We start from the raw sequence: 14988 nt of genomic DNA on the forward strand, positions 1-14988 counted from the left end.
TCATAAATTAAAAAAATGAATAAAACCCATTTTTTATTGCTTTTACTTTCGTGCCTGTTTGTTTCTTGTTTTAAAAACGAAAAACAGCCTGAGCCTGTTTCCGGAAAAACAAATACCATTTCTATTATCATTGACGATCAGTTGTGGTATGGGGAAGTAGGTGACAGCATCAGAAATAAATTTGCCTCTCCGGTTCTGGGTCTTACACAGGAAGAACCATTATTTACCATAAACCAGTACCCGGCCAAACTTCTTGAAGGTTTTGTTACCGACAGCCGAAGTATTATTGTAGTTAAAAAAGCCGCTGCGGATAAGTTTGAAATCAAACACAACTCGAAATCCCTTCCACACAATACATTTCGTATTTACGGGAAATCCGTTGAGGATATTATCTGTAGTATAGAATTGAATTCTGCCCAGATTATTAAAGTAATCCGTGATGCTGAAATCCAGAAAATCCAACAAGACAACAGCAAATCACTTATCAAACCTGCTGTAATAAAAAACAAATTCCATATCGATTTGAAAATTCCAAGTGGATATGAATACATGCTGCACAAAAAAAACTTCATTTGGCTTAAGAAAGAAATCATAAGCGGGAACACGAGTTTACTTATTTATCAGATTCCATTGCAAAAATTAAAACAAGGTCCCGATGTCGTAGAAAATATCGTAAAAATGAGAGATTCTGTTGGACGATACATCAAAGGACGTGAACCTAACACCCAAATGATAACCGGAGAAGCCTATGCTCCTTATTTTTCGGTTACAGAATTAGACGGAAAGAAAACTTTTGAAACCAAAGGAACCTGGGAATTAAGAAATGATTTCATGACAGGACCTTTCATCAATTATGCTATTATTGATAAGGCTTACAACAGGATCCTGGTCATCGAAGGATTTTGTTACTCACCATCAAATCAGGCAAGGGATTTAATGTTAGAACTCGAAGCGATCATTAAATCGGTTAAGGTGGATAAAAGATAGTTTTATTATTTTTCGTTACTTTGTTTAATTAACTTTAAATCAGATAATTATGAAAAATTTTTGTATCACATTGGCAATGTTGGTATTTTGTCTTTCTTCTTGTAAAAGAGAACTAAAAACAGAATCAGAAAATACTAAAGTTACTGATAGTGTTAAAACCGAAGAAGCAATTGCAGAAGTACCTTTAGATTCTGCAGCACAAATGAAGGCATGGGCAGAATATGCAACACCGGGCAGTTCGCATAAAATGATGGCCGATGAAACGGGAACCTGGAACTGCGATATGACTTTTTGGATGGAACCAAAAGGAAAACCAGAGAAAGCGACTTCTGTAGCTAATATCAAAATGATATTGGGTGGCCGATATCAGGAAGCAAATTATAGCGGAACGATGATGGGACAGCCTTTTGAAGGAAAAAGCACACTCGCTTATAATAATGCCAGCAAGGAATACACCACTACTTTTATTGACAATATGGGAACCGGTATGATAATAGCAACTGGTAAATTTGATGAAAAAAGCAAAAGCATGGAATTAAAGGGTGACATGGTAAATCCGCTTAACGGTAAAAAAACACCTTACAGGGAAATTTACACTATTGTTGACGCTAATACCCGAAAAATGGAAATGTTTGATGTCAAAAACGGTGAAGAATTTAAAAGTATGGAAATCATTATGAAGAGAAAATAACTGATTTCACTTCTAAATCAAATAAACCCGATTGCAGTTGTAATCGGGTTATTTATTTATAGTTTTTATCTTTTATAAATAATTGCTTTTTTATTGCATCAAAAGAGGAATAATTTTTATGTTTGAAAAGTAAAACCTCAAAGTTGTTTTGCACAATAATAAAACAAATGGAAATGGAATTAAAATGGAAAATAAAGCCTTTTGAGGCGTTAACTGTTCACGAGTTATATGATTTGCTCAAAGTAAGAAGTGAAATCTTCGTACTGGAGCAAAACTGCGTTTATCTGGACATTGACGGCAAAGATAAACTTGCATTGCACCTTATCGGCGAATATGATGGTAAAGTTGTGGCGTATGCACGGTTGTTCGATTCCGGAATTAGTTTTGATAATGCTTCAATAGGAAGGGTAGTGGTAGATGCCAATTACCGTGACAGAAAATGGGGTCACGATTTGATGCGTGAAGCCATATCGGCAATTAAATCAAACTTTGGTAAAGATAAAATCACAATCGGTGCGCAGTTATATTTGAAGAAATTCTACGAGAGCCACGGATTTGTTCAAACCAGTGAGATGTATCTGGAAGATGATATTGAGCACATCGAAATGCAGCGTGGTTAAGAAAAAGGACTAAATCTTTGTAATCACAAACTCAACCCGTCTGTCTAAATTATCACCTCTGCCCAGTGGATATTTATTTCCGCACCCCTGAAAAGTCATTCGGTTTATAGATATTCTCTTATCCAGTAAATAGATAAAAACGTTTTTAGCACGGTTCCAGGAAAGCCTTCTTTCTTTGGTTGCCCTGTCAATTCCGTCAGTGTATATTTCGGGAGTGCAGCAGACATGTCCGCGAATTTCGAACTGGAGAGTCTTTTTTTCCTGAAGGAGTTTGGCAATCTTATCCAATTCTTTTTTTGAACTGTGGGTTAGTTTAGAACTTCCGATATCAAACAGGATATTTTCCAGACAGATTTTGTCGCCGATTTTTAGTTTGTTCTTAAAAGAACTGCTAATTTCCCGGCCATAACTGTTTCGTTTTACTGCGATTAAATCAACACGCCGGTTTTGAGAACGGGTTTCCGTCAAATTTTCTACTGTATCCGGTTTTATAACAACACGGCCTTTGCCTTCCAAAATAATGATTTTACTCTGGTTAAAACCTTTCGAAATCAAAAGCTGCTGAATTGTATTGACCCGGTTTCTGGATAACCTGAAATTGTACTGATCGTTTCCGCGGTCATCACAATAGCCGTAAATCTGTACCGATTCTATTTTTGAAGTATCAATTGTTTTTAAAAAATTTGTAACAATCTCTGTTTGCTTTTCATTAAGATCATATTTGTCAAAATCAAAATATACGGTTTCAATTGGCTTTTGCTGAGCGGACAAATTCAAAATAGAGAAAAGAAATATTGCCTTACAAATTTTCATTTTTTACATTTTTAAAATCGTTTTATATTCAGTCTGATTATTCAAAACGTTCACGGCTTTTTTGATTTCTGAATTGTTTTTAATGTAAAATTGATACAAACCTTCCTGATATTGGTATCTCTTAATAAGTTCCTCCTGAATCAGTCCCTTGATTTCCTTTTGGTTTTTGTCAAGTAAAGTGGTTTCGCTTTTTTCTAAGGCATTTAATAATTGTTGATATTCCGTTGCGATCGTTTCGTCTATTTTTTCATTTTTTGCTGCAGCAAGAGTATTTCTCAGCGCTACTTCAGTTTCAGTGTCAAAACTGATTTTGTTTGTTTTCAGATATTGCTTAAATCCTGCATAATCTGCATCAGTCAAAACAGGGATTTTATCTCCTAAATTTGGATTTTTGTAATAGTAAGTTGTGGCATAGTCAAAGATACCGTCGTTTTTTAATAACGCATTGGTGATCGGACTCATTTTAGTTTCCTCCAGTTCAATATCCGGCAAAACACCACCACCATCATATACCGTTCTTCCTTTTCTGGTTTTAAAGGCATTGAAGTTTTTAGCATCTGTTCGTACGGCAACTCCGTTTTTATCTTTGTGAGCATAATCCAAAGCCTGGATACAACGACCCGAAGGGGTATAATAACGCGAAATGGTTACTTTTAGCTGAGTTCCGTAAGTCAGGTCAACAGAACGCTGAACCAAACCTTTTCCAAAACTGCGGCTTCCTAAAATAACAGCACGATCCAGATCCTGTAAAGCACCCGAAACAATTTCAGAAGCAGAAGCACTTCTTCCGTTTACTAAAATCGCCAGAGGGATTTCCGTATCAATTGGTTCGTTTTGTGTTTTATAAGTATTGTTGTGTTTTTCAATTCGGGATTTTGTAGTTACAATCACTTCATTTTTCGCAACAAACAAGTTACAGATATCAATGGCTTCGTTTAATAAACCTCCCGGATTTCCTCTCAAATCCAGAACAATTTGCTTAGCTCCGTCTGCTTTTAGTTTTTCCAAAGCATCTTTTACTTCGGCAGAAGCTTTTCTGCTAAAATGTGCTAAAACTATATAACCGGTTTTGTCATCTATTTTTCCATAAAACGGAACCGATTTAATATCAACCTCATCCAAAACAAGAACCGTAGTGTAAGGTTTTCCCTGACGAAGGTATTTTATATTGATTTTAGTATTCTTGGTTCCTTTCAATAACTGAGAGGTATCCTCTTTATAATCAGCAACCAGAATATCTCCAATCTGTATAATTTCATCACCTGCTTTTAATCCCGCTTTATCGGCAGGATAATTTTTATAAGGCTCGCGTACAATCAGGCGGTCTTTTTTTCTCGCGATCATGGCACCAATCCCGGTATATTCTCCGGTATTGTTGATTTTAAAATTTACAACATCCTGCTCGTTAAAGTAAACGGTATAAGGATCTAAACTTCCCAGCATGCTTTTAATGGCTTTGTCCATCAAATCTCCCGGATTTGTTTCATCTACATAATTTGTGTTTACAGCTTTGAATAAAGTCGTGAAAATTTCGATTTGTTTGGCTATTTCAAAAAAATCATCCTTGAAACTGGTTCCGACAAATAAAAATCCTGCAGCAACGGCTGGTATGACAAACTTCTTTTTTAAATAAGGATACATGACTATTGTTTTTTTCTTTTAAATCTTTTTCTAATAAAATAGGCTAATACGCAAATGATAATGATAAACGGCCAAATACTGATGATTGAAATTAAAAATTCAGACAGGCTGAAGAATCCGGATTTTATGGCTGTCCAGATTTTTGATCCGTATGATATTTTAACGCCTTCTTTTTCGGCAATAGGTTTATAAATTTCTATAGAGATACGGCTTTCCGAAACGCGGCTTTCAAGATACCTGAGCTGACCTTGTTTTGCTTCTATTTCTTCACGGATAAGAGAAATCTGTTGTTCTATTTCTAGTATCTCGCTGATTTTATTGGCTTTTTTTAAAATTTCCAAATACCGTTCTTCGAGTTTACGCTTTGTTTTAAATCTTGAATCCAGGTCAATATATTGTGCCGTTACATCTTCAGATGAAATGTCCTTCTGGTCAAAATAAGAAACACCCTTTGAAACGGATTGCAAAAAAACATCAAAATTTTGACTCGGAACGTGAATCATTATGTTTCTGTAAAGAGAATAATCATTTTTTCCTTCAGAATCCGATTGTATAGTAGCATGACTTTCTTTGACCGCTGCCTGAATTTGCTTGTAGGTAGCTTCTAAATCATTGCTTTCAAATCTTAAACTTGCCGATTTAATTATTTTCTGCGGAATAGTTGCAGTAATCTTTTCATCCTTACTTTCTGAAAGAGGAGCATTTGAAACCTGAATTGCTTCGGTGGTGGAATAAGCCTCTTCGTTTGCTGTTTTACTGCAGGACAAAAGAAAAAGAACTAAAAATAAGTTTACAGAAAAAATATATCGCATAAAGTTCAATTTAGAGCTAAAACTACAATTTTTTTATAATTTTCTGTCTAATTTGACAAACAAACTTGTCTTTCAGGACTTACAAATCTGTTTTGTTCTGAGATTCGTTTGTTTTGTTTACTTGTTGAAGAAATTTCTCAAACAACTGAATGGTTTTTGTGTTGATTTCTTCATAGGATAAACGGTCCTTACTTTGGTAAAAAAACATAATAGAATAAGGCTCTTCCAGATTATCCCAAAGCAAATGTTTGTTTAACCGGTATGTTTCCCTTAGAACACGTTTGAAGTAATTTCGGTCTACTGCTTTTTTGAAATATTTCTTAGAAACCGAGACTCCAATTTTAATTTTTTCATCAACTTCTCCTTTTTCATCGCGATAAACCAAACGCAGCGGATATTTAGATACCGATTTTCCTTCAGAAAAAAGTAAGCCAATCGTTGTTTTACTTTTTAAGCGTTCGTTTTTTGGATAGGTAAAGTTCATTTAATTCAGAAAAAAGTTGCAAATTTATAGGGCAAAGGTACAATTAAACCAGAAAAACGGTTATTGTTTTTAATTTTAATACCGCTAAAAATATATTTATTACTTTTGGCCTTTAATTTTTTTAAGCATGCAGAAGATAATTTCGTATCCCATATCCGTAATTTATTATTTATGTTTTGGATTGTGTTTGGCTGTTTTTCATCCAATACAATGGTTTTGCCTAAAAGTTTTTGGTTATCAGGCTCATAAAAAGAGTGTTGACTATTTAAATTTCTTCCTATTAAGATGTACAAATCTGGTGGGAACAACTTATAAAATCGAGAACAGGGAAACAATTCCTGTGGGAGTTCCCTTGATATTTGTGTCTAATCACCAAAGTATGTACGATATCGTAGCAATGATTTGGTATTTTAGACGATTTCATTGTAAATTTGTAAGTAAGAAAGAGTTAGGAAGCGGAATTCCAAGTGTTTCTTTTAATTTGAGACATGGAGGTTCTGTACTGATTGACCGAAAAGATCCTAAACAAGCGATTCCCGTAATCAAAGGCTTGTCTGAATATATCGAAAAACATACCAGATCTGCCGTTATTTTCCCCGAAGGTACACGAAGTAAAACCGGAAAACCAAAAGAGTTTGCTCAGAGTGGTTTAAAAATCTTATGTAAATATGCGCCATCTGCGTATGTGGTTCCGGTAAGTATTAACAATTCATGGAAAATGGTTAGATACGGAATGTTCCCTGTAGGTTTAGGAAATCGCCTGTCCTTTACCGTTCATAAAGCTTTGGCAGTGAAAGATTATGATTTTGCCGAATTAATGGCATTGACTGAAAAGGCAGTAGTAGAAGGAGTAAATGAATATAAATAGATTTTTGCTTTAGCGAAAGCTAAATCTTAAATCCCAAATCTAAAATAAGTAATGTCTATAAAAAACATTAGATTAGAAGTAATGCAGTTTTTGGAGAAAAACGTGGATAGCTTCGTTGAACAGTATTTAATTCCAGTGGAAAAAATTTGGCAGCCTACTGACTTTTTACCAAATTCTCAGGGAGAAAACTTCTTTGAAGAGGTAAAAGAGCTACGTGAAATTGCCAAAGAATTACCATATGATTTCTGGGTTACGCTTGTCGGTGATACCATCACAGAAGAAGCCTTGCCAACTTACGAATCGTGGTTAATGGATGTAGAAGGAATAAATCAGGTGGAAGATGGTGGAAATGGCTGGTCTAAATGGATTCGTCAATGGACCGGAGAAGAAAACCGCCACGGAGATTTACTAAATAAATACTTGTATTTGTCTGGTCGTGTTAATATGCGTGAAATCGAAATGACGACACAGCATTTAATCAACGACGGTTTTGATATTGGGACTGGATCTGATCCTTACAAAAACTTTGTATATACCAGTTTTCAGGAATTGGCAACTTATGTATCACATAACAGAGTAGCTCAGATGGCTAAGAAGTTTGGCGATAATAAATTGTCTAAAATGTGTAAAATGATTGCTGGTGACGAAATGCGCCATCATCATGCCTATAGTGAATTTGTTACCAGAATTTTTCAGGTTGATCCTAGCGAAATGATGTTGGCATTTCAATATATGATGAAACAGAAAATCGTGATGCCGGCTCATTTCCTGAGAGAGTCTGGTCAAAAGATAAGCACTGCCTTCGAACAATTTTCTGACTCTGCTCAGCGTATTGGTGTTTATACCGCAAGTGATTATGTTGATATCATGCAAAAATTAATTGATAAATGGGAGATTGATAAAATCTCTAATTTAACTGACGAAGCAGAAAAAGCCCGTGATTATCTGATGAGATTACCGGCGCGTATGGCTAAAATTTCTGAACGTTTAGTGATTCCTCAGGAGTCTCATATTTTCAAATGGGTAGAACCTGCGAAATTATAGAGTATGGATTATTCTGAATTTTTTTCAGGATAAATATAATAGCGTGATTTAACGCAACAATATTGCAAATAAAAAAATGTTGACTGAAGAAGCTGGTAAATCTTTGACAATCAACATTTTTTTTATGGCAAAATTTCTACCAATTTCTTAATGCAACATTGTACACTGTTCAAATCCGGGAAATGTATATGATTTTATTTCAGGTTTGCGGAGGTACAAAATTTAAAATTTCTTATGAGTAATACAGAATTAATAGACAGAACAATTGCCTTTGTCAAAGAAAAATTAAATAACGCCGAAGGAGGGCACGATTGGTTTCATATTGAGCGTGTGTATAAGAATTCACTTTTGATTGCTAAAAACACGAATTGTGACATTACAGTGGTTCAATTAGGTGCTTTGCTACATGATATTGCAGATAGCAAATTTCATAACGGAGATGAAACAATAGGGCCCAAAACAGCCCGTATATTTCTGGAATCTGAAAATGTCTCCGAAGATATCATCACACATGTAGTAAACATCATTGAAAACATATCCTATAAAGGCGGCAATTTTGAAAAGAAATTCTCTTCTGCGGAATTAGATATTGTTCAGGATGCAGACCGATTGGATGCAATTGGCGCAATTGGAATTGCGAGAGCATTTAATTATGGAGGTTTTAAAGACAGGACTTTATACAATCCCGAAATTGCCCCGATTACCAATATGACAAAAGAAGAGTACAAAAAGAACAACGCCCCAACGATAAATCATTTCTACGAAAAGCTTTTACTTTTGAAAGATAAAATGAATACCGAAACAGGAAAACAAATTGCTGCAGAAAGACATCGTTTTATGGAATTATTCCTTTCACAGTTTTATGCAGAGTGGGAGGGTATCAAATAGCTGATCGGCTCACAAAGCCAAAGTAAAAACAAAGCTTCACAAAGAAATTAAAAATCTCTGTGAAGCTTTGTTTTTTTTATAATCTCTGTGAAATCTTTCTGAACTAACTGCAACCGCAATTCCCATCACCGCAATCCTTTTTCTTTTTAGATTTAAAAAAGAATTTTTTGATTAAAAAAGCGACTGCTAATCCTAATATCGTAAAGGCAATTATTTCCTGAATCATGACTTTTTACTTTAAAAGTTGATATGCAATCAATGCAGCAAAATAAGCTAAAGCACTCATAAAAACCAACTGCATTGCAGGCCATTTCCATGAATTGGTTTCTTTTTTCGTAATTGCCAGGGTGCTGGCACACTGCATGGCAAAAGCATAAAATAATAATAACGAAATTCCCGTTGGAAAATCAAAGACTTTCTTTCCGGTATCCGGGCGAACTTCTGCGCGCATTTTGGTTTTTATGGTCGATTCATTGTCGGTGTCGCCAACGCTGTAAATGGTTGCTAATGTTCCAACGAAAACTTCACGGGCTGCAAATGAGCTGATTAAAGCAATTCCGATTTTCCAGTCGTAACCTAGAGGCTGAATAGCAGGTTCGATTGCTCTTCCCATTAATCCGATATATGAATTTTCTAATTTTTGGGAAGCCACTTCATTTTCAAACTGAGTTTCGTCTAAAGTGGAGGCTGCAAATCTTTCTTTTACAATATTTTCAGCATCATTAAATTCTTTTCCGGGGCCATAAGAAGCCAAAAACCATAAAATAATTGAAATAGCCAGGATGATTTTTCCGGCTCCAACTATAAATGCTTTTGTTTTTTCAACAACATTAATTCCAACATTTTTCAAAAGAGGCATTTTATAACTTGGCATTTCAACTACGAAATACGTTTTTGATTCTAGTTTTAAAACCTTATTTAAAATATAAGCAGATAAAATAGCAGCAAAAAAACCTAAAACATAGAGCAGCATTAAAGTTAGTCCCTGAATATTAAGAAAACCTAAAACACGTTTGCTCGGAATGACAAGCGAAATAATAATTGCATAAACCGGTAATCTTGCAGAACAGGTTGTAAAAGGCGTTACCAGAATAGTGATTAAACGTTCTTTCCAGTTTTCTATATTTCTTGTCGCCATAATTGCCGGAATAGCACAAGCTGTTCCTGAAATCAAAGGCACAACGCTTTTTCCGGAAAGCCCGAATCTGCGCATAATTTTGTCCATTAAAAATACTACCCGGCTCATATAACCACTTTCTTCCAAAATGGAAATAAATAAGAACAGAAAAGCAATTTGCGGGATAAAAATAATAACACCGCCAATACCCGGAATAATTCCCTGCGAAAGCAAATCGGTCAAAATACCGCTCGGTAGCTCTTCTGCAACCCAACTGCTTAAGGAAGCAAAAGTGCTGTCAATGAAATCCATAGGAATTGTTGACCAGCTAAAAATCGACTGAAATATTAAGAATAAAATCGCAAAGAAAATGAAGTAACCCCAAACTTTGTGTGTCAAAATACGGTCAAGTTTTGCGCGAACGTCTTTTGCCATTGAGGCATCAACTTTTAAACCTTCTTTTAAAACATCATTTATAAACTGATACCTTTTGATGGTTTCTTTTTGTTGTAAGCGTTTTAATTCTGAATGTGATTTGGTAAAAGTGCTTCGAACTTCATTTCGGTCCAGATTCGAAAAATTCACATCCTGAGTAATCACAAGCCATAGCTTATACATTAATTGATTTGGAAATGTCTTTTCTAGCTTTTCAAAATATTCAGGATCTATAACAGATGCATTCAGACAAGGTTCATTCGTAATGGTTTTATAAGAAACAATCAGTTCTTTTAATTCTTCTATTCCTAAACCTTTACGTGAACTTACTAAAGCAATTTTTGTTTTTAGCTTTTCTTCCAAATACGGGATATCCAGTGTAATCCCTTTTCGTTCCATTCGGTCTGACATATTGATAACCAAAATAGTCGGAATTTCAAGGTCTTTTATCTGAGTGTAAATCAGCAGGTTTCTTTTCAGGTTTTCTACATCGGTAACCACTACTGCAACATCCGGATATAATTTGTCGTTTTTATTTAGTAAAAGCTCGATAACCACGCTTTCGTCCATCGAACTGGCGTTCAGACTATATGTTCCCGGTAAATCGAGGATATTTGCTTTAACATTATGAGGTAATTTGCAAAATCCGATTTTTTTCTCAACCGTAATTCCGGGATAATTCCCAACTTGTTGATTAAGTCCTGTAAGCTGATTAAATACGGAAGTTTTTCCAGTGTTTGGATTCCCGATAAGGGCAACATTAATATTCTGAACACTCATTACAAATTGGTTTTGATAAGTTCAACTTCAATTTCACGAGCGGTTTCTATTCGAATAGCAACATGAGAACCATTAATGTCTAAATACAAAGGATCTCCAAAAGGAGCAATTTGCAGTAATTCTACCTCGCTGCCCGGCAAGCAACCCATTTCTAATAATTTGAGAGGAATAAGTTCGATATCAAAATCTTTGATAATGGCTTTCTCGCCTTTTTTTAGGGAATGAATTGTATTTTGCAAAGCTTATTTAGATTGAATTTAGATTGCAAAAATAGGCATTTATTCTATATATAAAACCATTAATGCCTTATACAAATGCTAAATGTTTCTAAAAATCAGATATTTTATTCTTTACAAAGAAAATCGATGTCTTCCAGCAAACGTTTAATATCTTCTTTGTCGGTTCCGTCATAGAAGCCACGAACACGACGCTTTTGATCTACCAGTACAAAATTTTCTGTATGGACCATATCATAGAGCTGATCCGGTTTTCCTAGTTTTACTGCCAGGTAAGATTTTCTGGCCATAGTATAGATTTCTTTTTTGTCACCGGTTACCAGATTCCATTTGCTGTCAACGACTCCATATTTTATAGCGTACGCTTTTAAAACAGATACACTGTCCACTTCAGGAAAAACAGTATGTGAAAGCAGCATTACTTTCGGATTGTTTAAAACTGCTTTCTGAACTTCAACAAGATTGGTTGACATTTTTGGACAGATCGAACCACAAGTTGTAAAGAAAAAGTCAGCTACATAAATTTTGCCTTCGTAATTTTTTTGTGTAATGGTTTCACCGTTTTGGTTTACAAACGAAAAGTCTGCAATGGTGTGGTATTTACTTTTGTATTGTATAGTACTGTCAACCAATTCGGGATTAACATCTGCGGGATTGTAAATAGGTAATGTTTTTTGTGGTTTTAATGCCGAATAAAACAAAGATATTGTAACAACCGAAAATAAAATTAGACCAATAAAGAATTTGCGGTATTTATATAGAAGCGATTTCATAAAAATAATTTGGCGCAAAAATACGAAATGCACGTTTTAAAATTCTAAATAAAGATTTTTTTAACTCTGAAAAAGTCAGGTTTTTGGCAGCTAAGAATTCATAAATTAAATTTTGCCAATAAACTTCTACTATGTTCAGGATTGCAACCTGTTTTTTTGTTTGGAAGCAATCAATTATTGCATTAAAAAACCTACTATTCACAATTAAATAATTTTAACATAATGTTTAAAATAATAACAATATGTTTGTATAACCACTAAAAGAATATATAAATATGAAAAAACAGTTTACCAAACCTGTATTTTGTGCTTTTTCTGTAATGTTGTCATTAACAGCAGCAAAAGCACAAAATACAACTGCAAAGGAACCAGGGGTTAATGTTTCTTATATGAACACCAAAATTAGTCCAAGTGAAGATTTTTTCCGTTATGTAAACGGAACATGGCTTGACAAAACTGAGATTCCAAACGACCGTACAACCTGGGGTAGTTTTAATGAACTGATTAAAAAAACCGATAAGGATGCGATGGCAATTTTGAAGGAAGCTTCAAAAAATCCAAAATACAAATCGGACACAGATCAGGGAAAAGCTGTAAACTTATTTACAACTGTGCTGGATACTGTAGGCAGAAACAAAAGAGGAATAGAACCTCTTAAGCCGTATCTGAAAAAGATTGATGCAATTAAAAACATAACGGATCTTCAAAATTACCTGGTTGAAATGGAGCCGGAAGGCGGTAATGACTTTTTTGGGATTTACATTGGAGCTGATGAAAAAAACAGCAACAAAAACTCAGTAAGTCTTAATGTAAGCCGACTGGGATTATCTGATAAAGATTATTATACTTCTGAAGATAAAGATCCTAAAGAAAAACGTGCTAAATATGAACTGCATATCGCAAGGATGATGCAGTTTATTGGAGAATCTCCAGAGAAAGCAAAACAGAGTGCAAAAGAAATCTTAGCTATCGAAACGGCTCTTTCTGCTCCAAGATTGGATCGTGTTGAGAGCAGGGACAGCCGCCTTCAGTACAATCCGATGACTGTGGCTGAACTTCAAAAGATAACTCCGGCCATAAAATGGGATGCCTATTTTACAGGACTTGGTCTGCCTAAACTTGATACGGTTGTAGTGATACAGCCTCGATACATGAAAGCTTTACAGACAATTTTAGCAGAGAATAAAATTGCAGAATGGAAAGAATATTTAAAATGGACAGTATTAAACCGTTCTACATCACAACTGACAACCGATATTGAAACGGCCAATTTTGACTTTTACAGCAAGACGCTAAGAGGAGCAATCAAGCAATTGCCTCGTGAAGAAACAGCTTTGCAAGTTGTAAACAGAAGTATTGGTGAAGCTCTTGGAAAATTATATGTTGAAAAAGTATTTCCTGCTGAGGCTAAAACAAAAGCTGTAGATATGATTCATAATGTGATTCTGGCCTATCAAAACCGAATCAACAATCTGACCTGGATGTCTGATCCTACAAAAGCAAAAGCAATTGAAAAATTAAATAAAATTACCATAAAAGTTGGTTATCCTGATAAATGGAAAGATTACTCTGCCCTCAAAATTAAAAGTGTAGCAGAAGGCGGAAGCTATTTTGAGAATGTACGTAATTTATCAAAATGGAATTTTAAGAAAGGTTTAGAAAAACTGCAGAAACCAGTTGATAAAACAGAATGGGGAATGTCTCCTCAAACTGTAAACGCTTATTACAACCCATCGTACAATGAAATTGTTTTCCCTGCAGCGATTTTACAACCGCCGTTTTACAATTATCAGGCAGATGAAGCTGTAAATTATGGCGGAATTGGCGCCGTTATCGGGCATGAAATCTCTCATGGATTTGATGATTCGGGGGCACGTTACAATGCAGAAGGAAATCTTGTAGATTGGTGGACTGCAGATGATCTGAAACAATTTACAGAATTAGGAACTGCTTTGGCAGACCAGTACAGTGCTTTAGAACCTTTACCGGGAATTCACGTAGATGGTAAATTTACCCTTGGTGAAAATATTGGTGATCTTGGCGGAATAAATGCCGCTTATGACGGATTGCAATTATATTTAAAGAAAAACGGAAATCCGGGCCTAATTGATGGTTTTACTCCGGAGCAGCGTTTCTTTATTTCCTGGGCAACTGTCTGGAGAACCAAAACAAGAGACGAAGCAATTAAGAATCAGGTAAAAACAGATCCGCACTCACCAGGAATGTACAGAGCGTATGTGCCAATTCAGAATGTGGATGCTTTTTACAAAGCTTTTGATATTAAAAAAGGAGACAAAATGTATGTTGAACCGGAAAAAAGAGTTAAAATCTGGTAATCTCTAAGTATAAAAAACGGCGCTGAATAAGCGCCGTTTTTGTTTTTATATATTTTTGAATTACTTCAAATTGCTGTAAATATAAGTTTCAATTGCCTTCAGTTCTTCATCAGACATTGCCTGAGTTACGGGAAAGTTAGTTTTCATAACGGCAAACTGACTCGGGTCTACAATCGGTTCTGCATTTCCTTTTAAGAAAGTAACAATATCGCCTTTTTTGTCTTTATACGTTTTTGCAATTTCCTGAATACTTGGTCCAATCACTTTTTGATCCACCTGATGGCAGGAAGTACAATTTCCTCTTCCTTCAAAAATTTCTTTTCCTAAAGCTTCAGGTGTAGCGGCTTTTGCCGATTCTCCTTCTGAATAGGTTTCGGTTGTATTTTGAACAGGAGTTTCTGAAGTTTCTTTTTTACAGGAAGCCAAAGCCAAAACGGCTGATAAGAATAGTATTTTTTTCATT

Annotated in this window: 15 protein-coding genes; 7 read left to right on the top strand and 8 right to left on the bottom strand. The window is 35.1% G+C overall.

Annotated features, from left to right (window positions below):
- Positions 1 to 15 precede the first annotated feature (15 nt).
- The 3 genes from DCO46_RS00125 (at position 16) to DCO46_RS00135 (ending at position 2298) form a co-directional block, all read left to right on the top strand.
- Positions 16 to 987 carry a DUF4837 family protein gene (locus tag DCO46_RS00125; protein WP_116750563.1) on the top strand — a complete coding sequence of 324 codons (972 nt, stop codon included), beginning with the start codon at positions 16 to 18 and terminating at the stop codon, positions 985 to 987.
- 49 nt (positions 988 to 1036) lie between these two features.
- Positions 1037 to 1678 (top strand): DUF1579 domain-containing protein, encoded by a 642-nt coding sequence (locus DCO46_RS00130; protein WP_116750564.1) that lies wholly within the window; start codon positions 1037 to 1039, stop codon positions 1676 to 1678.
- Between the two features lie 173 nt (positions 1679 to 1851).
- Positions 1852 to 2298 (top strand): GNAT family N-acetyltransferase, encoded by a 447-nt coding sequence (locus tag DCO46_RS00135; protein ID WP_116750690.1) that lies wholly within the window; start codon positions 1852 to 1854, stop codon positions 2296 to 2298.
- 9 nt (positions 2299 to 2307) lie between these two features.
- Here the strand turns inward: DCO46_RS00135 and DCO46_RS00140 are convergent, their stop codons facing one another.
- The 4 genes from DCO46_RS00140 to rnpA all read right to left on the bottom strand — a co-directional run bounded on the left by DCO46_RS00140 (position 2308) and on the right by rnpA (position 6048).
- Positions 2308 to 3111: an OmpA family protein gene (locus DCO46_RS00140; protein ID WP_116750565.1), complete on the bottom strand. Its 804-nt coding sequence runs from the start codon at positions 3109 to 3111 to the stop codon at positions 2308 to 2310.
- Between the two features lie 3 nt (positions 3112 to 3114).
- Positions 3115 to 4752, bottom strand: a complete 1638-nt coding sequence (locus tag DCO46_RS00145) for a S41 family peptidase (RefSeq protein ID WP_116750566.1) — start codon at positions 4750 to 4752, stop codon at positions 3115 to 3117.
- A 2-nt stretch (positions 4753 to 4754) separates the two neighbouring features.
- On the bottom strand, positions 4755 to 5564 hold the full coding sequence (locus DCO46_RS00150; protein WP_116750567.1) for a DUF4349 domain-containing protein: 810 nt from the start codon (positions 5562 to 5564) through the stop codon (positions 4755 to 4757).
- A gap of 79 nt (positions 5565 to 5643) precedes the next feature.
- Positions 5644 to 6048, bottom strand: coding sequence for a ribonuclease P protein component (gene rnpA, locus DCO46_RS00155; RefSeq protein ID WP_116750568.1), 405 nt, complete (start codon positions 6046 to 6048; stop codon positions 5644 to 5646).
- 127 nt (positions 6049 to 6175) lie between these two features.
- Between rnpA and DCO46_RS00160 the strand changes: the two genes are divergently transcribed.
- The 3 genes from DCO46_RS00160 (at position 6176) to DCO46_RS00170 (ending at position 8848) form a co-directional block, all read left to right on the top strand.
- Positions 6176 to 6916, top strand: a complete 741-nt coding sequence (locus DCO46_RS00160; protein WP_116750569.1) for a lysophospholipid acyltransferase family protein — start codon at positions 6176 to 6178, stop codon at positions 6914 to 6916.
- Between the two features lie 51 nt (positions 6917 to 6967).
- A complete protein-coding gene (locus DCO46_RS00165; protein ID WP_116750570.1) occupies positions 6968 to 7960 on the top strand; it encodes an acyl-ACP desaturase in 993 nt (330 codons plus the stop codon).
- Between the two features lie 234 nt (positions 7961 to 8194).
- Positions 8195 to 8848: an HD domain-containing protein gene (locus DCO46_RS00170; protein WP_116750571.1), complete on the top strand. Its 654-nt coding sequence runs from the start codon at positions 8195 to 8197 to the stop codon at positions 8846 to 8848.
- Between the two features lie 232 nt (positions 8849 to 9080).
- On the opposite strand, the gene feoB is transcribed toward DCO46_RS00170, so the two are convergent.
- The 3 genes from feoB to DCO46_RS00190 form a co-directional block, all read right to left on the bottom strand.
- The gene (feoB, locus tag DCO46_RS00180) at positions 9081 to 11180 is read right to left on the bottom strand and encodes a ferrous iron transport protein B (RefSeq protein ID WP_116750573.1); all 2100 of its coding nucleotides are present in this window, start codon (positions 11178 to 11180) and stop codon (positions 9081 to 9083) included.
- Positions 11180 to 11419 carry a ferrous iron transport protein A gene (locus tag DCO46_RS00185; protein WP_116750574.1) on the bottom strand — a complete coding sequence of 80 codons (240 nt, stop codon included), beginning with the start codon at positions 11417 to 11419 and terminating at the stop codon, positions 11180 to 11182. Before DCO46_RS00185 ends, feoB begins: the two co-directional genes overlap by 1 nt.
- Before the next feature lie 104 nt (positions 11420 to 11523).
- On the bottom strand, positions 11524 to 12189 hold the full coding sequence (locus tag DCO46_RS00190) for an SCO family protein (protein WP_116750575.1): 666 nt from the start codon (positions 12187 to 12189) through the stop codon (positions 11524 to 11526).
- Positions 12190 to 12464: 275 nt separating this feature from the next.
- Between DCO46_RS00190 and DCO46_RS00200 the strand changes: the two genes are divergently transcribed.
- On the top strand, positions 12465 to 14525 hold the full coding sequence (locus DCO46_RS00200) for a M13 family metallopeptidase (RefSeq protein ID WP_116750577.1): 2061 nt from the start codon (positions 12465 to 12467) through the stop codon (positions 14523 to 14525).
- 60 nt (positions 14526 to 14585) lie between these two features.
- Here DCO46_RS00200 and DCO46_RS00205 read toward each other — a convergent pair whose 3' ends face one another.
- Positions 14586 to 14987 carry a c-type cytochrome gene (locus tag DCO46_RS00205; RefSeq protein ID WP_116750578.1) on the bottom strand — a complete coding sequence of 134 codons (402 nt, stop codon included), beginning with the start codon at positions 14985 to 14987 and terminating at the stop codon, positions 14586 to 14588.
- Position 14988: the final 1 nt, after the last annotated feature.

The sequence above is a fragment of the Flavobacterium sp. HTF genome (assembly GCF_003105115.1).
Taxonomy (GTDB): domain Bacteria; phylum Bacteroidota; class Bacteroidia; order Flavobacteriales; family Flavobacteriaceae; genus Flavobacterium.